This window comes from Vibrio sp. 10N.222.49.C9 (assembly GCF_041474985.1).
Classification (GTDB): Bacteria; Pseudomonadota; Gammaproteobacteria; order Enterobacterales; family Vibrionaceae; genus Vibrio; species Vibrio crassostreae_C.
In genome coordinates, this window is sequence record NZ_JBFRVD010000008.1 from 271,630 (window position 1) to 295,370 (window position 23,741).

General features: G+C 44.3%; 28 protein-coding genes and 1 pseudogene. 25 read left to right on the top strand and 4 right to left on the bottom strand.

The annotated features are described in order from the left end of the window. Positions 1–3: 3 nt before the first annotated feature. The 3 genes from AB4585_RS03330 (at position 4) to AB4585_RS03340 (ending at position 5,166) form a co-directional block, all read left to right on the top strand. On the top strand, positions 4–3,720 hold the full coding sequence (locus tag AB4585_RS03330) for an AAA family ATPase (protein ID WP_372169340.1): 3,717 nt from the start codon (positions 4–6) through the stop codon (positions 3,718–3,720). Positions 3,721–3,984: 264 nt separating this feature from the next. Next, positions 3,985–4,134: a DUF2256 domain-containing protein gene (locus AB4585_RS03335; RefSeq protein ID WP_080582202.1), complete on the top strand. Its 150-nt coding sequence runs from the start codon at positions 3,985–3,987 to the stop codon at positions 4,132–4,134. A gap of 147 nt (positions 4,135–4,281) precedes the next feature. Then, positions 4,282–5,166 carry a PA4780 family RIO1-like protein kinase gene (locus AB4585_RS03340; RefSeq protein WP_029236383.1) on the top strand — a complete coding sequence of 295 codons (885 nt, stop codon included), beginning with the start codon at positions 4,282–4,284 and terminating at the stop codon, positions 5,164–5,166. 147 nt (positions 5,167–5,313) lie between these two features. Here the strand turns inward: AB4585_RS03340 and AB4585_RS03345 are convergent, their stop codons facing one another. The 3 genes from AB4585_RS03345 to AB4585_RS03355 all read right to left on the bottom strand — a co-directional run bounded on the left by AB4585_RS03345 (position 5,314) and on the right by AB4585_RS03355 (position 8,341). Then, entirely contained in the window at positions 5,314–6,054 is a 741-nt protein-coding gene (locus AB4585_RS03345; protein WP_065583629.1) for an SDR family oxidoreductase, read from the bottom strand. Then, entirely contained in the window at positions 6,054–7,625 is a 1,572-nt protein-coding gene (locus AB4585_RS03350; RefSeq protein WP_372169341.1) for a cryptochrome/photolyase family protein, read from the bottom strand. The genes AB4585_RS03345 and AB4585_RS03350 overlap by 1 nt, the downstream gene beginning before the upstream one ends. A gap of 293 nt (positions 7,626–7,918) precedes the next feature. Beyond that, on the bottom strand, positions 7,919–8,341 hold the full coding sequence (locus AB4585_RS03355) for a universal stress protein (protein ID WP_017063967.1): 423 nt from the start codon (positions 8,339–8,341) through the stop codon (positions 7,919–7,921). A 235-nt stretch (positions 8,342–8,576) separates the two neighbouring features. Here AB4585_RS03355 and AB4585_RS03360 point away from each other — a divergent pair, with 235 nt between their 5' ends. The 10 genes from AB4585_RS03360 (at position 8,577) to AB4585_RS03405 (ending at position 16,359) form a co-directional block, all read left to right on the top strand. Further along, the gene (locus AB4585_RS03360) at positions 8,577–9,707 is read left to right on the top strand and encodes a PcfJ domain-containing protein (protein ID WP_372169342.1); all 1,131 of its coding nucleotides are present in this window, start codon (positions 8,577–8,579) and stop codon (positions 9,705–9,707) included. A gap of 23 nt (positions 9,708–9,730) precedes the next feature. Beyond that, entirely contained in the window at positions 9,731–9,865 is a 135-nt protein-coding gene (locus tag AB4585_RS03365; RefSeq protein WP_017059202.1) for a hypothetical protein, read from the top strand. Positions 9,866–9,931: 66 nt separating this feature from the next. Next, positions 9,932–10,366: a GNAT family N-acetyltransferase gene (locus tag AB4585_RS03370; RefSeq protein WP_017059203.1), complete on the top strand. Its 435-nt coding sequence runs from the start codon at positions 9,932–9,934 to the stop codon at positions 10,364–10,366. Positions 10,367–10,608: 242 nt separating this feature from the next. Beyond that, a complete protein-coding gene (locus tag AB4585_RS03375) occupies positions 10,609–10,863 on the top strand; it encodes a DUF3297 family protein (protein WP_017059204.1) in 255 nt (84 codons plus the stop codon). Between the two features lie 505 nt (positions 10,864–11,368). Beyond that, positions 11,369–12,742, top strand: a complete 1,374-nt coding sequence (glpT, locus tag AB4585_RS03380; protein WP_029235174.1) for a glycerol-3-phosphate transporter — start codon at positions 11,369–11,371, stop codon at positions 12,740–12,742. Between the two features lie 77 nt (positions 12,743–12,819). Next, the gene (gene glpQ / locus AB4585_RS03385; protein WP_065583632.1) at positions 12,820–13,875 is read left to right on the top strand and encodes a glycerophosphodiester phosphodiesterase; all 1,056 of its coding nucleotides are present in this window, start codon (positions 12,820–12,822) and stop codon (positions 13,873–13,875) included. Positions 13,876–14,137: 262 nt separating this feature from the next. Continuing rightward, positions 14,138–14,602, top strand: a complete 465-nt coding sequence (locus AB4585_RS03390; RefSeq protein WP_372052417.1) for an ASCH domain-containing protein — start codon at positions 14,138–14,140, stop codon at positions 14,600–14,602. Positions 14,603–14,732: 130 nt separating this feature from the next. Continuing rightward, a complete protein-coding gene (locus AB4585_RS03395; RefSeq protein ID WP_065583633.1) occupies positions 14,733–15,227 on the top strand; it encodes an HAD family hydrolase in 495 nt (164 codons plus the stop codon). A gap of 121 nt (positions 15,228–15,348) precedes the next feature. Further along, on the top strand, positions 15,349–15,729 hold the full coding sequence (locus AB4585_RS03400) for an STAS/SEC14 domain-containing protein (protein ID WP_137002089.1): 381 nt from the start codon (positions 15,349–15,351) through the stop codon (positions 15,727–15,729). Positions 15,730–15,957: 228 nt separating this feature from the next. Beyond that, positions 15,958–16,359, top strand: a complete 402-nt coding sequence (locus AB4585_RS03405) for an NUDIX domain-containing protein (protein WP_017059210.1) — start codon at positions 15,958–15,960, stop codon at positions 16,357–16,359. A 72-nt stretch (positions 16,360–16,431) separates the two neighbouring features. Here the strand turns inward: AB4585_RS03405 and AB4585_RS03410 are convergent, their stop codons facing one another. Then, positions 16,432–16,833: a YkgJ family cysteine cluster protein gene (locus tag AB4585_RS03410; RefSeq protein ID WP_055318759.1), complete on the bottom strand. Its 402-nt coding sequence runs from the start codon at positions 16,831–16,833 to the stop codon at positions 16,432–16,434. Positions 16,834–17,042: 209 nt separating this feature from the next. Here AB4585_RS03410 and AB4585_RS03415 point away from each other — a divergent pair, with 209 nt between their 5' ends. The 12 genes and pseudogenes from AB4585_RS03415 to AB4585_RS03470 all read left to right on the top strand — a co-directional run. After that, the gene (locus AB4585_RS03415; protein ID WP_372169343.1) at positions 17,043–17,204 is read left to right on the top strand and encodes a hypothetical protein; all 162 of its coding nucleotides are present in this window, start codon (positions 17,043–17,045) and stop codon (positions 17,202–17,204) included. Then, positions 17,204–17,902, top strand: a complete 699-nt coding sequence (locus tag AB4585_RS03420; RefSeq protein ID WP_372169344.1) for a pseudouridine synthase — start codon at positions 17,204–17,206, stop codon at positions 17,900–17,902. The genes AB4585_RS03415 and AB4585_RS03420 overlap by 1 nt, the downstream gene beginning before the upstream one ends. 65 nt (positions 17,903–17,967) lie before the next feature. After that, positions 17,968–18,249, top strand: a pseudogene (locus AB4585_RS03425) (glyoxalase); the annotation flags it as partial. Positions 18,250–18,375: 126 nt separating this feature from the next. Next, on the top strand, positions 18,376–18,675 hold the full coding sequence (locus AB4585_RS03430; RefSeq protein ID WP_240698158.1) for a hypothetical protein: 300 nt from the start codon (positions 18,376–18,378) through the stop codon (positions 18,673–18,675). Between the two features lie 36 nt (positions 18,676–18,711). Continuing rightward, on the top strand, positions 18,712–19,182 hold the full coding sequence (locus AB4585_RS03435) for a GNAT family N-acetyltransferase (protein WP_372169345.1): 471 nt from the start codon (positions 18,712–18,714) through the stop codon (positions 19,180–19,182). Between the two features lie 77 nt (positions 19,183–19,259). Continuing rightward, complete coding sequence (locus AB4585_RS03440; protein ID WP_017061800.1) at positions 19,260–19,604, top strand: VOC family protein; 345 nt, start codon at positions 19,260–19,262, stop codon at positions 19,602–19,604. Positions 19,605–19,723: 119 nt separating this feature from the next. Next, positions 19,724–20,140, top strand: coding sequence for a VOC family protein (locus AB4585_RS03445; RefSeq protein ID WP_017061801.1), 417 nt, complete (start codon positions 19,724–19,726; stop codon positions 20,138–20,140). Positions 20,141–20,269: 129 nt separating this feature from the next. After that, the gene (locus AB4585_RS03450) at positions 20,270–20,851 is read left to right on the top strand and encodes an HD domain-containing protein (protein ID WP_372169346.1); all 582 of its coding nucleotides are present in this window, start codon (positions 20,270–20,272) and stop codon (positions 20,849–20,851) included. A 203-nt stretch (positions 20,852–21,054) separates the two neighbouring features. Next, positions 21,055–21,312 carry a hypothetical protein gene (locus AB4585_RS03455; RefSeq protein WP_017061803.1) on the top strand — a complete coding sequence of 86 codons (258 nt, stop codon included), beginning with the start codon at positions 21,055–21,057 and terminating at the stop codon, positions 21,310–21,312. Between the two features lie 140 nt (positions 21,313–21,452). Next, on the top strand, positions 21,453–22,457 hold the full coding sequence (locus AB4585_RS03460) for a S66 peptidase family protein (protein WP_017061804.1): 1,005 nt from the start codon (positions 21,453–21,455) through the stop codon (positions 22,455–22,457). A 151-nt stretch (positions 22,458–22,608) separates the two neighbouring features. After that, positions 22,609–23,073 (top strand): DUF302 domain-containing protein, encoded by a 465-nt coding sequence (locus tag AB4585_RS03465; RefSeq protein WP_372169347.1) that lies wholly within the window; start codon positions 22,609–22,611, stop codon positions 23,071–23,073. A gap of 266 nt (positions 23,074–23,339) precedes the next feature. Beyond that, the coding region (locus AB4585_RS03470) for an adenylate kinase (RefSeq protein ID WP_372169348.1) at positions 23,340–23,741 on the top strand (402 nt) is incomplete at its 3' end.

Genomic DNA, 23,741 nt, shown 5'->3' on the forward strand with positions numbered 1-23,741 from the left:
AGTATGAAGATTTTAAGCCTAGAATTTGAAAACCTGAACTCTTTGAAAGGACGTTGGAAGCTCGATTTCACCCAATCACCGTTTGCAGAAAATGGTCTGTTTGCGATTACTGGCCCAACAGGGGCGGGTAAAACCACCATTCTTGATGCGATTTGTTTGGCATTGTTCCACCGCACACCGCGTTTGAAGAGCATTGCCAAAGGCAACAATGAATTAATGACACGTGGCACGGGTGAGTGTTTTGCTGAACTGGAATTTGAAGTGCAGGGCAAAACGTACCGTTCTAACTTCCATCAAAAGCGAGCGCGTGGAAAACAAGATGGCGCATTACAAACGCCAACGTGTGAATTTGCCGATGCTGACACAGACAAAGTCTTAGAGACGATGCTGACCAAGAAAACCAAGTTGGTGGAGCAGGTAACAGGTCTCGATTTTTCACGCTTCACTAAATCCATCATGTTGTCTCAGGGTGAGTTTGCAGCGTTCTTAAATGCCAATGCTAACGACCGTGCAGAGCTACTTGAAGAGTTGACGGGAACAGAAGTTTATAGCCTGATTTCAGAGCGCATTTACGATCATTTTAAGTCGAGTGAAGAGTCGCTTAATCACCTTAAAGCGAAAGCTGAAGGGGTGAGCTTACTGTCTGAAGAGCAAGTCCAAGAGCTGACCGCAGAGCGTGAAACGCTAGAAGCCGAGCAGAAGCGTTTAGCCGAGCAATTAAAAGAGTGGCAAGCGCATCTAAGCTGGTGGAAAGACGTGACCAAAGCTGAGCGAACTATTGCGACCAGTGAGCGCGATCTTAAAACCGCTCAAGATGAACTAGGCCGTAACCAACCTTCATTAGAGCGCTTGGCAAACAGTGAGCCGGCTGAAAAGCTGCGCCCAATGCACAAAGATTTAAGGCGTTGCGAACAAGAGGTGAACACTACTCAAGCTCACCTAGATAACAGCACCAAGTTACTTGCCGTTCGTGATGCAGAAAAGCAAGACGCGCAAACTAAACTGACGCAAAGCAGTGCGATTGTCGAACAGGTAAAAACCGAGCAACAAGATCAAGAGAAGATCATCGATCTGGTGCGTCCGCTAGATAACCAAATCGTCGTACTCAAAGATAAACAAACTGCGGCCGTTAATGCAGCGAATACGCTTAACGAGCAACATACGCAGCAGCGCAATCAACAGGTTGTTTTAGTCCAAAAAACAGATGCACTGAAGCAACAAGATCAACTCAGCACTGAGTATCTAAATACCCATCAAGCTGACCAACATCTGGAAAAATACCTAGGTCAGTGGCAAGCAAAGGTCGAGCAAGTTCGTACTCTAGAGCGTCAGCATTCAGAACAGTTGAACTCAGCGAAGCAAGCTTTGTCTGCGGTTGATGCTCAGCAAACGATCATCAAATCTGCGCAAGACGCTAAAGCAACGCAAGATAAAGCTTTAGCTGAATTGGTTGTGCTAGAGAGTAGTGCAAAGCAACAGTGGGAAACCTTGCAAGGTAACACCAGCGAGCAAGTGCTGAATGCACAAAAAGATCTGTTGGAGTTTTGGAATCGCAATACGCATTCATTACTTGAGATCAATCATGGTTTCCTAAATGCCCAGCAACAGCTGCACGCAAAAACACAGGCACATCAAACCAACACCCAGTTGGTCGACAAGCTTTCGAAAGAGCGTGAAGTGCTGGTGGAACGATATAAAGAGAGGGAGACTTCGCTTGAGCGATTAACGCGTTTGATTGATCAAGAAGGCGAATTGGCGAAATACCGTGCAGCTCTAGAATCTGGGTCTGAATGCCCACTGTGTGGTTCAACAGACCATTCGGTTGAACAGTCGCAAGACATTGCAAATTTGGTTGCTCAAAAAGATAGGGAAAACCTAGAGCTAACGGCTATCAAAAAAGAAGGCCAAGAGCATCGTCAGCAGTTAGATTCTCTTGCTCCTATGATTGCTGCGCTTAACGATGACATTCAGCGAGCGCAAGCGGATATTCATCAGGCTCAACTGAATTGGCAAAGCGTTGTCGGCAAGCTTCAACAGAGTTTATCGGATTTCGTTGGCACGGCTCCTGAACTGGCGCTGTTAACGATTAACGATTTAGGCAATGAAGCTACAGTCGAGACCTTTGCTCAGCAGTGTGAACTTCAACTAAGTCACAGCGCACAGCAACTCAAAGCGTTGAGTGATGCTAAAGCGCATTATGCCGAAGCTGAGAAACAACGCCTGTCTATAAGTGTTATGGCTGACAAGGCGCAATCTAATCTCGAGTTGGCCGAGCAACGTTTAGCGGATCTTAATAAGCAAAACCAAGTCGCAAACGAGCAAGTGACTCAATTAGTTCAAACGAAAGATCAGCAATGGAACGCTTTGAAAGAGAGCATTGTTCAAACTTCTATCGAAGCACCTGAACTTGAGCATATCGATGATTGGTTTACTGCGAAATCGCAAGCATCAAGCATGTGGCAGCAAACCAAACAGCAACAGGCCGATATTGAGAAGCAACTGATTACTCAAAATGCCGAATTGAAAACCTTAGACGACAAGCTAAGCAGTGTTGAGAAAGAGCTCGCGACACTGACGCAACAGAGTGAGTCTTTAGTGTCAGAACTGACTCGTGTAACGGTTGAAAGAACAGAGTTGTTTGGTGACAAAGACATTCAAGCCACCAGCAATGCGATGAAGCAAAAAGTCACTGACGCGGTAAATGCATTTGATGCAGCGCAGTTGGTTCTTAACCGTTGTGAACTTGAACATCGAACTGAGCAAACCAAACACACTGGTTTCTCGGACGAGTTGGTCAGCAAGCAGTCAAGCCACACACAGGCGACAAATGCTTGGCTAGAAGCGCTGAAAACGAGCCCATTCGAAGGTGAGGCTAATTTTGAAGCAGCGTTGTTAGACGAAGAGGTTAGAGCTCAACTTCAAAGCCTGAAGAAGTCTTTAGACGAAGCGATTGTCAGTGCGCAAGCTAGGTTGAACACCGCTAAAGCGGCGCAAGTGGAGCTACAAAGCCATGAAAATGCGAAAGCATGGCAAGAGCAAAACCAGCAGCAAGTTGAAGAAGCGACTACTGAGTGTCAAAACGCACAGCAAAGCCATGCGACAAAGATCGGCGCAATTTCTGCCAATCTTGAAACGGATAACCAGAACCGTAGTAATCAACAAGATCTGTTCAAGCAAATCGACGAGCAACAGGTCGACTTTGATGATATTTCACGTCTGAACTCACTTATCGGCTCTAAGAACGGCGACAAGTTCCGTAAGTTTGCTCAAGGTCTAACACTGGAAAACTTGGTGTACTTGGCGAACAAGCAGCTACAGCGTTTGCATGGTCGTTACGAGCTAAAACGTAAAGCCGATGATGGTTTAGAACTGCAAGTGCTCGACACTTGGCAGGGCGATGTTATGCGTGACACCAAGACGTTATCAGGTGGCGAAAGCTTCTTGGTGAGCTTGGCGTTGGCATTAGCGCTTTCTGATCTTGTGAGCTACAAAACCAGTATTGATTCTCTGTTCCTAGATGAAGGTTTTGGCACACTGGATAGCGACACATTGGACATTGCACTTAACGCACTGGATAACTTGAATGCATCAGGCAAGATGATTGGCGTGATTAGCCACGTTGAAGCACTGAAAGAGCGAGTACCCGTACAGCTTAAAGTGACAAAACACTCTGGTTTAGGTGTGAGTGAGATGGAGAAGCAGTACAAGGTTGTCGCTTAGCGTATAGCTCTATTCCATCAGTGTAGAAATAGAAGCAGAGCTAGATGAAGCAGATCCCCGACTCAGTCGTTCCTCCTTCTCGAGGATGACGGAGTCGGGAGTAGTCACAAATCACTACGCAGTCACTCCTTAAAGTCAGGAACGAACGTCATAGAGAACTAGGCTTTGTTCGTATTGCCTTCGTCATTCTCTAAAGCGAGGTACGAACGTAATAGGGAATCTCTAGTAAACGCAGGAAGTGGATGCTTCAAGAAGGGAACGGCCATGCACAAGAAACCCCATTTACCGACTAAGATATGTCCTGTTTGCCAAAAGCCTTTCGCATGGCGTAAAAAATGGCAGCGCTGTTGGGATGGCGTGATCTACTGTTCTGAACGTTGCCGTCGTAATAAATCTGAGTCTTCATACTCTTGAATAGATCAGCTCAATCCTCACGCTCTAAACCCACTAACTCCTATATTTCCTTTCTTTGTCATCATTTTGATGCTCCTTTAATCGTTTCGTAATTCATTTCTCAAGTTAATATTTCTATCTGTAAGATAAGTGATGTATAAAGGCGGCATGAAGATACCTAAAAGAATACAGCCTTTAGTTGACGATGGTTTAGTCGACGAGGTGACAAGCCAACTCATGAGTGGCAAAGAAGCATCTGTGTACATTGTACGCTGCGGCGATACGATCCGTTGTGCCAAGGTATATAAGGAAATTAGCCAGCGCAGCTTTAAAAAAGCGACCGCGTATCGTGAAGGCCGAAAAGTCCGAAATAGCCGCCGTGCTCGAGCGATGGAAAAAGGCTCTGGCTTTGGTCGAGAGCAACAAGAAAAGGTTTGGCAAAGTGCTGAAGTGGATGCCTTATATAAACTGGCAGAAGCGGGCGTACGTGTGCCTGTCCCTTACGGTTGCTTTGATGGCGTGCTGCTTATGGAACTGGTCACTGACGATGATGGTTATGTTGCACCACGTTTGAACGATGTCGTGATGTCAGCAGAGCAGGCGATCGAAGACCACGCTGTGATGATGACTTACGTAGTTAAAATGCTGTGTGTCGGTTTGATCCATGGTGACTTGTCTGAGTTCAACGTATTGGTGGATGAATACGGCCCCGTGATTATCGATTTACCACAAGCAGTTGATGCTTCTGCGAACAACAACGCCGAGTGGATGCTGGCTCGTGACATCAATAACATCCGTGACTACTACGCTCAGTTTGCCCCTGAATTGGCGAAAACCGAGTATGCCAAGGAAATGTGGGCGCTGTACGAGAAAGGCGACTTGAAGCCAGACAGCAAACTGACGGGTGAGTTTACGGAAACCGACGACTTGGCTGATATCGAAGCCATCATGCAAGAGATAGACGCTGCGCGAATTGAAGAACAACATCGACGCGAGCGAGCTAAAGAAGAGAAAGAAGGTGTTGACGATACTAAGTTCAATTGGGCTGAATAATCGTGATGATCAGTTTTGATCTTTAGCTAGATATCAACCAAACGCCTTTTAAAACAGAGGCGTTCTTTCTAAATAAAAACCCAATGGAGCTTCAACTCTGTTGGGTTTTCTTTTTTAGCACTAATGAAAGACGGACACTCGTATCAACTACCAATTTAACTGTTCACCATCGTAAGCGTAGAAGTGCCCACTGTTATCCGGTGTGGCAGTGCGAATAATATCGACCAACTGATGGGCGACATAGCTTGACTCAAACAACTTACCTTCAGGGACATTGGTCTGAAAAGGCTTCGACAGAGCTGTGTCTGTCGTGCCCGGGTGCAGAGCCAACACGGTGCCTTTCTTAATGGTACGTTGCCATTCGATCGACATGGTTTTGATGAACATATTTAGGGCTGCTTTCGATGAGCGGTAGCTATACCAACCGCCTAATCTGTTGTCTGAAATACTGCCAACCTTTGCGGATACCACAGCAAACTTTGGATTGTCGCTCGCTTTAAGTATCGGCGTGAAGTGTTTTGCTAATAACAAGCTGGGCAGGGTATTCACAGAGATGTTTTTGAGGAAAAACTCAGGGTCGATGGACGACAAGTTCTTTTCCGGTCCAAGATCTGGAGTGTGGAGCATACCCACGCAGTTGATCAGCCAATCAAGTTGTTCAAACTCAGAACTCAAGCGCTTAATATCAGCTTCGTCGGTGGCGTCGACTTTGTGCCAGCTCAAGCGATTGTTTTCTAGTTCCGGCTGTTGAGAGTGGTAAGTCGCGTCTACATGCACATCAAGAAAATCAAACCGAGAGAGCTCAGATAATAGGTGTTTAACCACAGCGAAACCAATACCGCCGCTCCCACCGACCACCAATATGTGTAATCTGAGTTGCTCCACCATTATAAGTTCTCCAAGTTTGTGATTCGTTGTTCAGCAGTATCGAGAATCGCTTGTTGTGATTGCTCATCCATGTTGTCCCAAGAGCGATATAACATGCCCATACGTGGGTTGCGGTTTAACGCATCGCGGTGCTGGTCCATAAAGCGCCAATACAAGCTATTGAAAGGGCAAGATTGCTCGCCGCTGCGTTCTTTTATCTTGTAGTGACAGCCTTTGCAGTAGTCACTCATGCGGTTGATATAGGAACCGCTGGCAGAGTATGGTTTGGTTCCTACGATCCCGCCATCCGCAAACAGTGCCATACCTCGCGTATTTGGCATTTCAACCCACTCAATCGCGTCGACGTAAATACCGAGGTACCAACTGTCGACTTGGTCAGGGTCTATACCCGTGATTAAACAGAAGTTGCCAGTGATCATTAACCTTTGGATGTGGTGCGCGTAAGCAAACTCAAGAGACTGGTCAATCGCATGCTTCATGCAGTTCATCTTGGTTTGTCCGTCCCAAAAGTAATGGGGCAGGTTATTATGTGCTGAGTAATGGTTTTTGTTGGCGTAAGCAGGCATGTTTGCCCAATAGACGGCGCGTATGTACTCTCGCCACCCCAGTATTTGGCGTACAAATCCTTCGACCTGTGCAATATCGATGCTTGGCTTATCTGGTGAGCTGTCTCGAAGACAGGATGCTTGGTAGGCCGACAGTGCTGCATCAATCACTTCTTTAGGGCTCAGCAGTTTACTGTTCAGCGAGAACGATATACGGCTATGATACAAGCTCCATTTAGAGTCGTGCTCTGTCGTCATCGCATCTTGAAACTGCCCAAATAACGGCAAGCAGACTTGGCAGAAATGAGCGAGTAGAGACAAGCTTTGTGCGCGGTTCACCGGCCATAGTAACTGGTTACCGACTTGACCAATGGTTTGTACTTGGTGACGTTCGATACGTTGCAAAATGTCGGTTATATCATTGGTAAACATCAGCGGCTGAGGTAGGTTTTCGATGTCTTGTTTCTTGAGCTTATTTCGATTGTTCGCGTCGTAATTCCATTTTCCGCCAACGGGCTTTCCGTCTTCTAGCAAAATGTCGAAACGTTTTCTCATTCGGCGATAGAAGTGTTCCATCATGATGTGTTTGTCTTTTGGAAACTGTTGTTCTATCTCCTCGAATGGAAAGAGGAAGTGTTCTGTATCACAACAACCTTTGGTCGCATTGGTCAGCTTGAGATTGTTCATCTGCTCTAAGAGACGATATTCATCTGGCCTTTGATATTCGAATTTCTCTGCGCCGAATTCGTGTACATAGTGCTTTAAAAGTGTGTCTAGGTTTTCAAATTGCGTTGTGTCGTCAAGAGTAAGGTGTAGTACTTGATGACCTTGTTCTTTGAGTTCGTTAGCGAAGTAACCCATCGCACAGAAAAACGCGGCCACTTTTTGAACGTGAGAGGCAACATAATCTGTTTCTTGTTTTAGCTCAGCAATGATGTAAATAACGTCATCGTTAACCTGTCTAAACCATGAATGCTCAATGTTGAGTTGGTCACCTAATACAAGTCGTACCGTTTTAAATTTCATAATGCGTCCTGGTTTGTGAGGCTTGTTGTGACTGCGTTACCGTCTGACCATTGATTGATGAAGGCATGGTCTGGGTCGTACATTTCAGTACGTTGATTCAAATCGAAATGACGTGATTTGTTAATTATTAGACGCTTACGAGTTGATAGGCTGACAAGATCACAAATGACTACTCTAAGTGGGAAATAGGAGATTTCGATCAGGATGAGTGTGTTGAAGAGGATATCAAGCCAACCAATAATACCGATAGAGGTTGGCAATGCCGGTTATTTTTGAGTGTCGAACTGGAGCTTCTATTCCATAGGAACAACGAGAATATCGATAGGGGAAGTATCGATGATCTGTTTAGAATGGGAGATGAGCTTATGCCAAAAATCATGGTGATGGCCGCACAGCAATAGGTCAACGCCGTTTGCTTCGATGGCATTTTTGAGCTTATCGTTCAAATCACCCGTTCCCACGAAAATGTGCTTGATTGGGTGTTTGGCGTAGGCTTCAAACTCTTTCAAATGCTTAACGGCATCTTCATTGATGGGTAAATCACCGTCATTTCCCTGAATATCAACGAGCTCTGGATAAATTTCTCCATGCGTACCATCGATATAAACAAATGAAATGCCAGCCTCCAGTTTATCAGCGAAGAAGGTCGCTCTATCAATGAGAATCTTGGTGTCGTCAGACAGTTCAAGTGCGACCAGAATATGTCGGTAATCCATAATTAAAGCCTCTTGTTGTGAGTTATGTAACAAGCATAGTTTCTGTTGACGCAAATGATATCGAAGAGATCTCATATTCCGTAAAATCATCATTCAATGTTCTTCTAAGCACTATCGTATTTATATCGCTTTGATTGGTAAGAAATTTACAAAAGGTTGATATAGTGGTTGAAGCGCTAGCTTATGCTGTTAGATAGGCTTGATAGTTCAATGCGCCAATAACGAAGAGGCATCAATGACAGCACTACTAACCATTCCCACTCGAACATTAGGTTTCGACTACGATATTGAGATCCGAGACTGGTCTCAAAAGCTCGTCGGCTTTCAGGTGTTTGAAGATGGTAGACGACCGCTTGATGGAGGCATTGGGCTGAGCCTCAACCTTGTTGAACAGTTTGACGTGAATGGTCGTTGGCTAAATTCATTACCTGCGTGTTATCGTGAAATCACCGACGACTTTCCAGAATACCAATACCAGATGTTGTGGCTTGCTGCGAATACTTATGAAGCCGCGCAATTGCTTGAATTAAGGCCTGTTATTTTGGCTTTGATCTGCATGAAATACAGTGTCGACAACAAGAAAGCACTGGCACTAAGTCGCTTAGGGCAGAAGAAGATCCTTACCAAGTTGGGCTTAGACGGCAGCAAGGCGACACTCAAATTCATCGACAAGCTAGAGCTTCATTACAATGTTGGTGATGAACTCGACCACATTGTTCGCATTCTCGAGCCACTGCAAAGACGAGTTCTTAAGTTTAAGCATTACTCAAAAGTTGGATACACAGCCCTGCGTTTGGACCAAGTTCATCCATTTCTAACTGGTAGCAGGCTAGGGATTGCAATGGTGGAAGAGGGCAGACTTAACGCACCGTCGAAGATGGCGATGTTCCAAGATGCGATATTGCTAGGGCAAGATTTGGAGATGGATGATCCACTGCGCGCGATTACCAGACAGAACTCTTTTGCGATGTTTGAACAACTCCATGACCGCTGGACGGAGCAACGCCAATTACGTCGTTTGGAGGGTAACTGCCCAATGGATAAAGACATCCCTTATCCCGTTCCTTTACTTGGCAATGACAACATTCATCCGCTCATGGATTATTACGACCTTGAACACGAAGGCATCGAGCAGAAGCACTGTATTGGCGTGTATCACAACCGAATCATGAGCGATCGTTATGTGGTGTTCCGCATGCTCAAGCCTCAGCGTTTAACCATAGGTTTACGCCGCGTCCCGAGCAAAGCATTTCCTTTTGAAATAGACCAAATCTGCGGAAAACGAAATGCACCTCCGTCGGAATCCGCTCGCCAAGTGATTCACGACTGGCTAGAAGCGAGTAAGCAAAAATATCCTAAGCAATAGCCATTAAGTAGAAGGAATACAGGATGTTTCAACAAGGCGATCTTTGCCCTCATTGTGGTTTGATTATTGTGATGCCTACGGATCTGCAAGGTGAATGCCTAGGATGCGGCGAAGAAATTAATCAAGACCCAGCAGACGATTACGACGAAGAAGAGTAGCTTTACCTACACTTAGATTAAACAAGGCTAGGATAGCCGAATTACTCTCTTTAAAAGGACGGAAAAATGCAGAAAGTAATCTTTAGAAATTGCGATGAAAACTCACCTTATTGGCATGAGTTAGAGGGCTTATTTCAAAGTGAATGGTCTGATTTCAAGTTTAAAGATACATATAAAGAAAACGTACAACTCCCTCCAGTAATAACAGTACTTCGCGATAATGTGGTCATTGGTGGCTTGGCGTATTCCTATTTTCAAGAACCTCACCAAGTTCGTGATGTAGTGTGGATCAACGCTGTGTTTGTCGACCCTCAATGGCGCGGTCAAGGCATTGCCAGTGAACTGATTAATCGTGGTGTCAGACAGGTTTCTTCTGCAGTGCAAACTCAACTCTACGCGTACACCAATATCATGGGTCTCTACCAAGGGCTAGGTTGGTCAATCGTAAATATCGAATCAGAACCGAACCATAAAGTGATGAGTATTGAGCTTAATCGATAAGCTCGGAATAAAAGCCTGATATTAGTTTATCTGCCGTTCGAGTAATGAATTTCTCCCTTTCATCCATAATGCATAAACCTGTTAAATTTTCGTTGAAACTCATGCCGATATCGCCTTTAAATCAAACAACTAGCTGTTGATTAAAACGATCAAGACGATTTATTGCAGCAGTTGTTGAGCACAAAGCCTATATTGACTAGAATGACGCACTTTTTTTATTTACGTACATACAGGTAATGAACATGAGCGATACTAATTCAAGACCAGCTTTACCAGATCATCTTGCAGGCAACCCACGCAGCCCACACCACGTTGCTGAGTGTTTCGAATACCCAATCGGCATTCGTCTAAATGGTAAAGAGCGTACTGATGTTGAAGAATACTGCATCAGCGAAGGTTGGGTTAAGATCCCTTCTCCAAAAGCGCTAGATCGTTTTGGTCAGCCAATGCTTATTACTCTAAAAGGCACTGTAGAAGCTTTTTACATCGACGCATAATCATGTCGTGTGGCTAGCTAATACTTCGAGTAATTAGCTAATGTTTGCTTAATTAGCCAACATCAAGCCACCAAGCGTTATTACCTAAAAGGGTCTAGAGAAATCTAGACCCTTTTTGTTTGCATTGATTTTAGCGAACTTCTTTAACCAATAGCCCAAACCACCTTCATAACTCCACAGATTCAACTAAAATTGTTGTTATTCACTATGCATTCGCAGTAATAACAAAGTTGTTGTTGGTTGATTTATGTTCGCTCGCTCTTTTTGGATTTATTCGTACTCGAAAGTTCTGATGTTTAATTAAACAGATACAAACAAAAATATGAAGCGCAGTCTAATTAAATGAAACTAATATGCTGTATTTAAAGTTATTTTTTGTTAATAACTACCTCTATCACAGAAATTAATCCTGAAGCACATACAATTCCCTTGATTTCGAATGAGCGCTAAATTTTTTCGTTCGAGCATTTAAATTCTTCCTTCGCCCAATAATTATGAGGTTCCTATGTTTGGAATATTCAAACCTATGGCGCATATCGATCGCTTGTCATCAGATAAGATCGATAGCACCTACACACGACTACGATGGCAGCTGTTTCTTGGCATCTTCGTTGGCTATGCGGGGTACTACTTAGTCCGTAAAAACTTTAGTTTGGCGATGCCTTATCTCATTGAACAAGGTTTTAGCCGTGGAGAACTAGGGGTTGCATTAGCGGCGGTATCTATCGCTTACGGCTTATCTAAGTTCTTAATGGGCAGTGTTTCTGACCGTTCTAACCCTCGTTACTTCCTCAGCGGTGGCTTGTTAATGTCGGCACTGGTGATGTTCTGCTTTGGCTTTATGCCTTGGGCAACAGGCAGCATCACTGCGATGTTTATCCTGCTGTTCTTGAATGGTTGGTTCCAAGGTATGGGTTGGCCAGCTTGTGGACGAACCATGGTCCACTGGTGGTCACGAAAAGAACGTGGTGAGATAGTGTCAGTATGGAACGTTGCTCACAACGTGGGTGGCGGTTTGATTGGCCCAATGTTCTTGTTGGGGCTGTGGGCTTTTAACGACGATTGGCGAACCGCTTTTTATGTTCCTGCATTTTTTGCCACTCTCGTTGCTGTCTTTGTTTGGTTTACTGTAAGAGATACACCTCAATCTTGCGGCTTACCACCGATTGAAGAACATAAAGACGATTACCCAGACGACTACGATACGTCTCATGAGAAAGAAATGACGGCGAAAGAGATCTTCTTTAAGTACGTTTTCTCTAACAAACTGTTGTGGTCAATCGCTATTGCCAATGCGTTTGTTTACCTTATCCGCTATGGCGTACTCGATTGGGCTCCAGTTTACTTAAAAGAAGCAAAAGACTTCTCTGTAGATAAATCATCTTGGGCTTACTTCTTGTATGAGTGGGCAGGTATCCCTGGCACCTTATTGTGTGGTTGGATTTCAGATAAGTTATTCAAAGGCCGACGTGCACCTGCAGGTATCTTGTTCATGGTTCTAGTGACAGTCGCTGTGTTGGTATATTGGCTGAATCCAGCAGGTAACCCAACGGTTGATATGCTGGCACTGGTTGCGATTGGTTTCCTTATCTATGGTCCTGTAATGCTGATCGGTTTGTATGCACTGGAACTTGCGCCTAAGAAAGCAGCGGGTACAGCGGCTGGTCTAACGGGTTTGTTTGGTTACTTAGGTGGCGCGGTTGCTGCGAACGCAATACTCGGCTTTATGGTTGACCATTACGGCTGGGATGGCGGCTTCATTATTTTGGTCGGCGCTTGTGTGGCTTCAATCATCTGTCTGCTTTACGCCTTCTTAGGTGAGCGTGCGCACCATAAACAAAAAGATCTCGAACGAGAGAGAGAAGCGCTAGCTCAGTAGTGTATTTACTGAATCACATCTATAAATAACAACAGAGGCAGGTATATCCTGCTTCTGTTTTATCAAGGGAAACAATAATGAAAACAACGTCACTGTCTCTGACCTTATTAGCACTAAGCTTATCTGCAAATGCGTTCGCCGACCCTTTAGTGATTGCGCATCGCGGTGCTTCTGGTTATTTACCTGAACACACATTACCCGCTAAAGCGCTCGCTTATGCAATGAAACCTGATTACATCGAACAAGATGTCGTGATGACCAAAGACGACCAATTGGTGGTTTTGCATGATCATTATCTAGACCGAGTCACCGATGTCGCGGATCGCTTTCCAACACGTGCTCGTTCAGATGGCCGTTACTACGCGATTGATTTTACGCTCGCTGAGATCAAATCATTAAAGGTGACCGAAGGCTTTAAGTTAGATGAACAAGGCAACAGAGTGGCAGGGTACCCAACGCGCTTCCCAATGTGGCAGTCTGATTTCCGTGTCGCTACCTTTGCAGAAGAAATCGAGCTGATCCAAGGCCTAAATAAGACCTTAGGTTATGACGTGGGCATCTATCCTGAAATTAAAGCACCTTGGTTCCATCGTCACGAAGGCAAAGATATCTCAAAAGCTGTGCTTGCAACCTTGCATCAATATGGTTACCTATCAAAAGACGACAAAGTGTATTTGCAGTGTTTTGACGCCAATGAACTTCAACGCATTAACGATGAGCTCATGCCAGTGATGGAAATGGATCTTAAGCTCGTTCAGTTGATGGCCTATACAGATTGGAATGAAACCATGACCTACCAAGGTGACAAAGCAACGCCGTACAGTTACGACTGGATGTTTGAAGCTGGTGGCATGGAAAAAGTGGCGTCTTATGCGGAAGGAATAGGCCCTTGGAAGCCAATGTTGGTGGACGATGCATCGACCAAAGATAACATCATTATTAAACCGTTAATGAAGTCAGCAAAAGACGCGGGCTTAGATGTTCACCCGTACACGTTCCGTGCTGACCCAGGAAGAATCCCAGCTTATGCTGATAACTTTGATGGCATGTTGGATGTCTTCTACAACCAAGTCAAAGTTGATGGTGTGTTTACCGACTTCCCAGACAAAGCGGTCGACTTCTTGAACCGTTAATACCCCGTCAGTTACGAGCTATTAGTAACGAGATACTAAGAGCCAAAAGCACCGACTAAAGGTGCTTTTGGTTCTTCTTTCACTTTTTGGATCTCCTTGTACTGGCCTCGAAATCCTACCTATATTCTTCTTTCTCAGCCCACATTTTGATATTCACTCGGTTTACAGCTATAACCTGACTTGATAGGTTACTCCCAATGCAGCCAGATGCTTAATCTATAAGTGTTTATCGGCTCAACCTGATATTGAATTTGGAAAGATCATGGAAGAAAGAAGTAAAGCTTATCTTGATAGCTACCTCAACACATTACCAGCAGACGTTGCTTCGCAATACACCTCTTTTAGTGCCGACTATTACTGTGCTGATGAATACAACGCCAACCTCTGCGCCCAGTTAATTCTCAAGGGTGAAAAACAAGCGTCTTGCAGCCTTGAATATTGGTACAGCCATGAAGGCGAGACGAGACCAGTAGTTGGTCACTTGCAAGTCGTCACTGACTGGGATGGCAAGCCAGTTTGCATTGTAGAGATCACTTCAGTCTCACAGTGCAAATATAACGAAGTGACGGCGGAGTTTGCTGCTGCCGAAGGCGAGGGTGACAAAACACTCGAATGGTGGAGAGAAGCTCACTGGAATTTCTTCTCACGTGAATGTGAAGAGCTCAAAATCTCACCAAGTGAAGACATGTTACTTATGTTGGAGCGTTTTAAAGTGGTTTATCAATAAAGGGTATTTTGTGTTTAGAAGATCGTGCTCCATAAACAGTAACAAGGTTGTCCATAATGAGCCTAACCGTCCGAGAAGTTTTTATAGGCTCGCTTAAACATTAGATAATTCATCGTATGCAGGAGGCAAGATGACAAAGCTAATCGAATTAACAGAAATAGTCTTATTCGACTGGGGCAATACGCTGATGGTCGATTTGCCAGACGCACAAGGGAAGATGTGTGACTGGGAAACCGTACAAGAAGTGAGTGGTGCTCGTGCATTACTGGGGGAGTTGTCGAAAACTCATCTAGTTTATGTTGCTACCAATGCTGGTGATTCCAGTAAAGACGACATCATTCGAGCCTTTGAGCGTGTTGGCCTGTCTCAATATATCTTGGGTTACTTTTGTAAGGCGAGCATTGGCTTTTCTAAGTTCGAGTCGGGGTTCTATCCTGCCATTATTTCTAAGCTCGGTGTTTCACCACAAGAGATCACCATGGTAGGCGACACTCTAGAGAAAGACATTTACCCAGCACTTGAAGCGGGTTTGCAAGCGGTGTGGTTGAACACGGAAGGTGCTGAGCTTAAGTCACAGCATCCAGGTATCGTACAAGTTCAATCCCTAAGCGAACTGTTGGAGTAGCGCGATTAACTCTCTGATATTAAGTTCAGATAAAGCGCTTGTCCGTTTTGACGTAAACCTCTCATCTCTTTGCTGTTTAATCCTCTAAGCTAACTCTAGTTTCCACTATGAGGGCTAGGTTATGAGTATCGAATGTCACGGAATATCGGTTGGAATTGAACGTGTTAGCGGTGAAACCATCGTTGTGTTCAAAGCGAAAGGCAAACTCACACACGATGACTATCAGGCAATGATGCCAATTCTAAATACCACGCTAGAAGAACTCGATTCATCTAAACTCAAGATGCTGGTCGATATCTCAACCTTAACAGGATGGGAGTTACGTGCAGCTTGGGATGATTTTAAACTGGGATTAGAGCTCAATTCTAAGATAGACAAGATTGCTATTTTCGGCGATAAAAGCTGGCAAGAATTCGCTTCAAAAGTAGGGAGCTGGTTTGTGTCCGGTGAGATTAAGTCATTCGAAGACCATGACTCTGCGCTTAAGTGGCTAGTCGATTGATACTATTCGCGGGCAGCTAGAGAGCAGTTCGTAAACATCGCCAATGACAGTTGACGAGAATTGTCTCGAACGCTGTCATTTTTCGTTTTGGTTATGATATTTCCTATTCGATTCAATAGAGTATATTCCTTCCAGCGTGTAACATACCCAGGCTTTGTTTGGTCGCGACTAATGGTGTGGCTTGATTCAGTAAGAACGAGAACTAAAACAGAAATAAGGTCTAACGACATGCATAAGGTAATTGATAAGCTGGCTTGGATATTCATCAAAGACGGCAAGCTGTTGATGGTCAGATCAAAAGGCAAAGAACTGTTCTATCTACCGGGTGGTAAGCGTGAAGCTGGCGAAAGTGATGAGCAAGCACTGGTTCGCGAAATCAAAGAAGAGATCTCAGTTGATTTAGTGCCTGACTCCATCAAATACGTCGAGACGTTTACAGGCCAAGCTGATGGCAAAGCGGAAGGCGTATCGGTGCAATTGACTTGCTATCTTGCTGATTATACTGGCGAACTGTCTCCGGATGCCGAAATTGAAGAGCTTAAGTTTGTGGATGGCAACGACAGAGCGGTATGCTCATTGGCGGCACTGGTTGCGCTTGATTGGTTAGAAGCGAACCAATATTTGGCTTAAGGTTTTAGCTGCTATTAGCTGTATTATTACATATTAGCGAATGCTGAAAATTGATCTTCAAAAGATCATCGCTTACGAATAGCTTGAAGGGCGGCTGTCTTTCATCAACAGGTCGAGTTTCCTTTGAGCTTTCTTCGTGTCTTGTAAATCCACCACCTCAATCATTTCACACTCATCTCGTACCATCTCATTAATCAGGCTTGGGTAGTGTCGGCAATCTTCCGGACGGTCTAAGTAAATACTACATGTGTACTTGGCCTGAGCCTTGGTGTCTTTCGTCGGAACCAGTTCCAGAAAAGGGCAGCGAGATAAACGTTCGCCAGATTCAGGGTCGAACCATATCTCGCTTCCTCGAACATATTCAAAGATGTCTGGGTTGAACAGCTCCCACAAATCGATCTCTTCTTGAGTCGCGGCAAGGTCGCCATCTCCGTATTTGATACAGCATTTTCCGCATTGATTACAATCTTTCATTATCGACTTCATAAGTTGGTGAGCTTTTATCATTTTACCACTGATAGGCGTGGCACGTTGACTTTGTTGTTCATGGTTAAGCCGTTACGGGGCGGGAGCTTGGAATTACGGCGCTTAAAGTCAATTTATCTATGTACCACCACTCCAATCAAAGCTGTAAACAGTGATACAATTTGCGCCTCTCACGTAATTCAAACAAAGGCATCAAAATGAGAACCGTATACACCACCGAAGGCAACATCAACGCAAAGAAACAAAAAGAGGCTTACCCAACGCTCGCTTTATGTGACAAGTGCGTTGGTGACTATGTGGTTATCGAGCAAGGTGAACGAACTTACAAGCCTTGTGCTAAATGTGGTGCCGACGATTAATGCGTCTTGATAAATACCTATGTAAAAGCACTGACCTAACCAAGCCTGAAGCGATTGAACGCATCCATAATGGCGAGGTGAACGTAAACAGTGAGGCTGTGACCGATGAATCGACTCAGGTTCATGAAAGCAACACCATCTTGTTATATGGCACGCCGCTTAAGTTGCGTGAATTTCGATACCTCTTAATGCACAAGCCTGCGGGTACTATCTGCTCTAACATCGACGAAGTTTATCCTTCATTGTTCAACTACATCGAGATAGACAAAGCATCAGAACTGCACATCGCAGGGCGCTTAGATGCCGACACCACAGGCTTAGTCTTGATTACCGATGATGGGCGATGGTCATTCAATATTACGCTGCCAACCAAGTCGTGTAAGAAGGTGTATCGCGTGACATTGTCACGAGATATCAAAGACGATGTCGCTGATAAGTTTAAAGCGGGCATTCAATTGCAGGGCGAAAAAAAATCGACGCGTCCGGCAGAGCTCGAAGTGATTACCAGTAAAGAAGTGCTGTTGACCATTACAGAAGGTAAGTTTCATCAAGTGAAACGAATGTTTGCTGCAGTAGGGAATCGAGTTGTTGGCCTACACCGTGAACAGATTGGTGACGTTCGTTTGGATGTTGAAGCAGGCCAGTGGCGTTATCTAACCAAAGCCGAAGTTGACTCATTTCAGCAAGACTCTGAATAAACGCTGTAACCACTCAAAGCGTTAAGCGTGTCAGCACCAGAATATCAACACTATAAGGATATAGGATGGAAAACCTCAAAGTCTCAGAAATTAAGTCTTTTGTACCCGCGAAAGACTTCGATTTATCCAAGCGTTTTTACCAGTCAATCGGCTTCGAAGTGATGTCTGAATTTCACGATATCGCCTATCTGCGTCACGGCAGTTGTGCCTTCCTTCTGCAAAACTTTTATGAACCTGCGCACTGTCACAATTACATGATGCACTTGCTGGTTGAAGACGTAAAAAGTTGGTATCAACACATCCAAAACTCTAATGTAGTGTCGGAATTTGAAGTTACCGTTTCCGATTGAGCTTGAATTTGTAACAGACTCGCGCGCATCTTCCCAATATCAAAACAATCCTTGGAGTATTTAGAAATGTTGTTTTCTAGTCTGTCTAAACCATAGGTTCATGGCTCCGAGTTATGTTCTGAACTGCTCAATTTCTTAACCGAGCATAAGAGTGATTTCGAAGAAAAGTTAATCCCTGATCTGTCATACATCGATGATATGGCACATGTGGTGAACGGTATCAAAATCAAAGGCGTTCTCCACATCAATGCGAATCAATACCGACTTCAATATTCGTTTGATTGGGAGCTGTTTCTAGGCTGTTCAGATAGAAACGAAACCGGTGTAGAGAATGGAAGTGTTCTATTCACTCTTGAGGACGATAACGTTCTTAATATCAACTTCCCAAACTACGGTTCTCGAGATACTAGCGATGAGCTCTAGTCGGTTCTTCGTGGGTGCTATACAGAAGGAACAACAATGATAACTATCGAAAGGCTTGAAGATTCACATGTGGCGTTAGTTCAGGCCATCCAACTCGCCGATGAACAGGTTAAGTTCGCTGGTACAGCTGCAGAGTTTTTATTAGACGGCAGTGAAACGACGCACTTGCACGTGATTAAGTCTGATAACGAAGTTGTGGGTTTCTTTAAGCTGGATATCGCTTACGCAGAGCACTACGAATTCTGCCCTGAAGGAAGCATTGGCTTGAGAGCTTTTGTGCTTGATAAAAACCAGCAAGGTAAAGGTTTAGGAACAGGCACGGTGAAGGCTTTGTTTCCGTATTTAAAAGCGAATTACTCAGCGTATGAGTCGATTTACTTAACTGTGAATTGCAAAAATCCGGCAGCATTCAACTGTTATAAGAAAGGCGGCTTCGAAGATACCAATGAACAGTATTTAGGTGGCGCAGCAGGCCCGCAATTTATCATGCGCGGTCGAATTGCTTAGTAATAAATTATTGATGAGAAACACCTGCACAGCTGTATGCAGGTTGAGAGTCTTAAAGAACACGAGAAGGAAATTTGATGAAGGTTCAATATCTTGAAGTGGTTACCCCAGAGGTCGATGTCGTTTGTGCAACATACGCTCAGCTCTACAACGTGAAATTCAGTGGTGCAGATGTGAACCTTGGTGGGGCGCGCACTGCAAAGCTATCTAATGGCGGGGTAATTGGCATTCGAGCACCGCTTCGTGAAACTGAAGAACCAACTGTTCGTCATTACACGTTGGTTGAGGATATTCAGTCTGCAGTAACTGCAGCCGAGAAACTAGGCGCCGAAGTTGCGGTGCCGCCAATGGAGTTACCACGTCACGGGATGTGTGCCATTGTCATTCAAGGTGGCGTCGAGCTCGGATTCTGGCAGTTATAAATGATGTATACCTTTTAGATTGTGACGGACGAGATACTACGATTTATGATGCGACACCTAGTGTCTTTACCTGCTTCATGGCATCATTCCACGCAGCTAAAACCCCAACAAGGTATGTTATGAAACAGAATATTGTCCACATTGCACTCGTGGTAAAAGACTACGATGAAGCGCTTGATTTCTATGTAAACAAGCTTAAGTTTGATCTCATCGAAGACACGTATCTGCCAGAAGAAGATAAGCGCTGGGTTGTTGTTGCTCCACCAAATTCAACCGGTGTGAGCCTGTTACTTGCTAGAGCTTCCAAGCCAGAGCAACTCGATTTCATCGGCAACCAAGCTGGTGGACGCGTATTCCTATTCTTAAACACCGATGACTTCTGGCGTGATTACGAACGTATGACGTCTTTGGGCATTAACTTTGTCCGAGAGCCTAAAGAGCAAGGCTACGGCACCGTTGCTGTGTTTGAAGATCTTTACGGTAACTTGTGGGATCTGCTTCAGTTAAATCCTGAACACCCTATGGCTAACAGGTAGATAAGCTTAGCCCACAACCATCGGGTGTTGCGTATTACAAAATGTCGGTTCATTGGGAGTAACGCTTCTCTTTCGTTAGGTTAACCCTCCGCACCGCTAAATCATCAACTTAAGTTAAGGAAGCTCATCGTGGAAGAAATCAAAGGCATTCTGCAATTCATGGTCGAGATTGAACAATTAAAGGATGTTCATCGACAGACAAAACCGGTTGGATTGGATCGATATGAAAACTCCGCTGAGCACAGTTGGCACGTCTGTTTGAGCGCACTCATGTTGAAAGACTATGCCAATGAAGAAATCGATATTACGCGAGTAATGAAGATGCTGCTGATTCATGATCTTGGGGAAATCGATGCCGGAGACACCATCATTTATGCCAGTGAAACCGCAGAAAACAAGCTCAAAGAGAGAAACTGCGTTGAGCGCTTGCTGAAATCATTACCGAGCCATTCAAGAAGCGAGTATTTGGATTTATGGCTTGAGTTCGAAGCAGGTGAGTCACCAGAAGCCAGATTTGGTAAGGCGATCGATAGAGTGCCGCCTTTGCTTCATAACATCCATGGTGGTGGTCATAGCTGGAAGAAGCACAACATATCCAAAGACAAAGTCCTGACCTTCAATGGCGAGCGTATTTCTAAAGGCAGTCGTGCCTTATGGAAAGAGCTAGAAGTGCAGCTTGAAGGTGCTGCGGACAAAGGGCTATTAAAGTAAAAGTTAATTTCGTACCTAAGCGTAACAATAGCTTTAGCTGTTCAATGAGGGAAATCTCGATGGCAACTGATTCAAGATGCATGGCACTTACCTTGTGTCTCATTTCTTTCAAATAAAGATCTAGTGGACAACAATAAGTTCGAGAACCGAGTGATAAGTTGTTAGTATGCATCAACTTTATAAATATTGGTTGGCTTATATAAATGCTTGATAATAAGTATATTAAACATCCTTATCACTGCGAACTGTGTAACGCACTTACCCCGCACCTTGCTGTTAACGCTTCCGATGCTGAATCTAAAGCGGACACTGAATCTGAAAAGAAACAATGGAAGTTAGGCGTGTTGATGGAGTACCTGATGACGTTATTGTTTAAAGGTGACCATAATGTTCCCGGTTTTTATGTCGACAGTGATTATGAATACCAGTGTGAGAAATGTGGGACTAAATCGTGGCATTAATTGGGGATGAAAATTTGATTCAACCTTAATTTTTTGAGCTCTAACCCCGAAATCAACTCGCTTAAAGAACTCGTTTGCTTTAAGAATTAGTGAGTTTCAGTCAGGCGTATTATTCCAATTTTGTTATGGAGGACAAACGAGTGATATACCCAAAAGCTTTAAATATTGGTGACAAAATCGGATTTTTCTCACCGTCATCGCCCGCAACGGTCTTTGCACCTAATCGATTTGCTCGTGCTAAACGTTATTTGGAAAAGCAGGGCTTCATTCTAGTTGAAGGTTTGTTAACTGGAGAGTCAGAAGGGTATCGTTCTGGTTCCATTCAAGCGCGAGCCGAAGAACTCAATCAGCTCATTCGAGATCCTGACGTGCGCTGCATTATGTCGACCATTGGTGGTAACAACAGTAACTCACTGTTGTCATACATCGATTATGATGCCCTTAGAGACGACCCTAAGATCATCGTCGGCTATTCAGATGCCACAGCATTACTGTTAGGCATCTACGCCAAAACTGGATTGGTGACTTTTTATGGCCCTGCACTTGTTGCGTCATTTGGTGAGTTCCCGCCATTAGTCGACGAAACCTTCCAATCGTTTACTGACATCTTATGCTCGGATTCAAGCCAACATCAGTACACGATGCCTGAGAGTTGGACGGACATTAAACACGATTGGGAAACTCAAGACTCTGCAAAGCCAGTTTACAATAACGAATGGCACTTCATGGGAAGAGGTCAAGTAAGCGGTCGCGTGATTGGCGGCAACCTGAGTACGATGGCCGGGATTTGGGGCAGCGAATACATGCCAGAAATTCAGTCTGGCGATATTCTGCTTATTGAAGATTCACTAAAAGGCATTGAAGCGGTCGAGCGTTCATTCGCGCACTTATTGGCTTGCGGAGTATTCGATAAAGTAGGCGCTATTGTACTCGGCAAACATGAGTTGTTTGATGACAAAGGGACAGGGCGAACACCACTCGATGTACTTCTTGAAGTGCTGAACGGTAAAAATGTCCCGATCCTGTATGGCTTCGACAGTTGTCACACCCATCCCATGCTAGTCACGCCACTAGGTGTGCAAGGCACTATTGATTTTGATGACCAAACATTCAAGCTTCAAAGCCAATGGTTAGCGTCGAGTTAACCTAAACTGATGATAATAAGACGCATTAGAAAAGTGATCCTCTCTGCAAACTGAGAATCGAATCGCGTCTATACTGACATGGGTTACGTCGCTGATTTTAGAAGTGGCGCTATGAATGTAAGTTTGATTAGGTTAAATCTCTGAGGCGACGATGAAAAAATTACTACCACTATGCGCCATTTTACTCTCTGCATCATTTTTAGCTGCGGCTTCTGATGGTTTGATTAAATACCAAAGTAATTACTCAGTGAAAGAGACCGCTGACCGCTTTGAAGAACTCGCTATAAGCAAAGGTTTGACATTGTTTGCGCGAATTGACCATCAGAAAAACGCGAGTAAGGTCGATCTTGAATTGAGACCAACGGAAGTCATCATCTTTGGTAACCCGAAAGTAGGGACACCATTAATGCAATGTGCTCAAGAAGTCGCGATAGATTTACCGCAGAAGGTGTTAGTCACTGAAGATTCAAATAAGAAAGTATGGTTGTCTTACAACGATCCTAATTACTTGGTAGAGCGTCACACGATCAATGGCTGTGACGAGGTCGTTAAGAAAGTATCGGGTGTACTAAGCAAGCTATCAGAAGCGACAGTGGCGAAAAAGAAAGCGAAATAACCAAGACCAATTAGCACTCATTAAGACTATTAATGGGTGCGACTTGACGAGGATATAGCTTCCCAATCAACGTTTGGCTGCATTGACAACTAAGCAACAATATATAAAAGTAGTTTTATGAAACTGAATTTAGCGCCATCTAACCAACGAATTATCATCATTCCATAAGAATGGTGGGATTGTTGATGCGCTTTGTTTATCGAACCCACCCTAAGGTGGGTTTTTTGTCGCTGTCTTATGGGTTTTATCTGAATAGAGGAAGTCATATGAAAAAGATCGCGGTTTTTGGTAAGCCTGGGAGTGGAAAGTCCACAGTCAGCAAGGCGTTAGCACTAGCTACAGGGATAGAGCTTCACCAGTTGGACTCTATTGTTTACAAGGCCAACGGAGAGTTTGTTGAACGTGAAGTATTTGAGGAGGCTCATGAGAGCATACTTAAGTCAGAAAGCTGGATCATCGATGGTTTTGGCCCTCTAGGCTCGTTCAACACACGTTTAGATGCAGCTGATACCTTGGTTTATATCGACATTCCTTATTCAACTAGCTACTGGTTTGTAACCAAGAGAATGCTCAAAGGTTTATTTGTTAAACCTGAAGGCTGGCCTGCTGGAAGCTCAGTGATAAAAGGCACGATACAAAGCTATAAGACACTCATAGACAGAACCTTA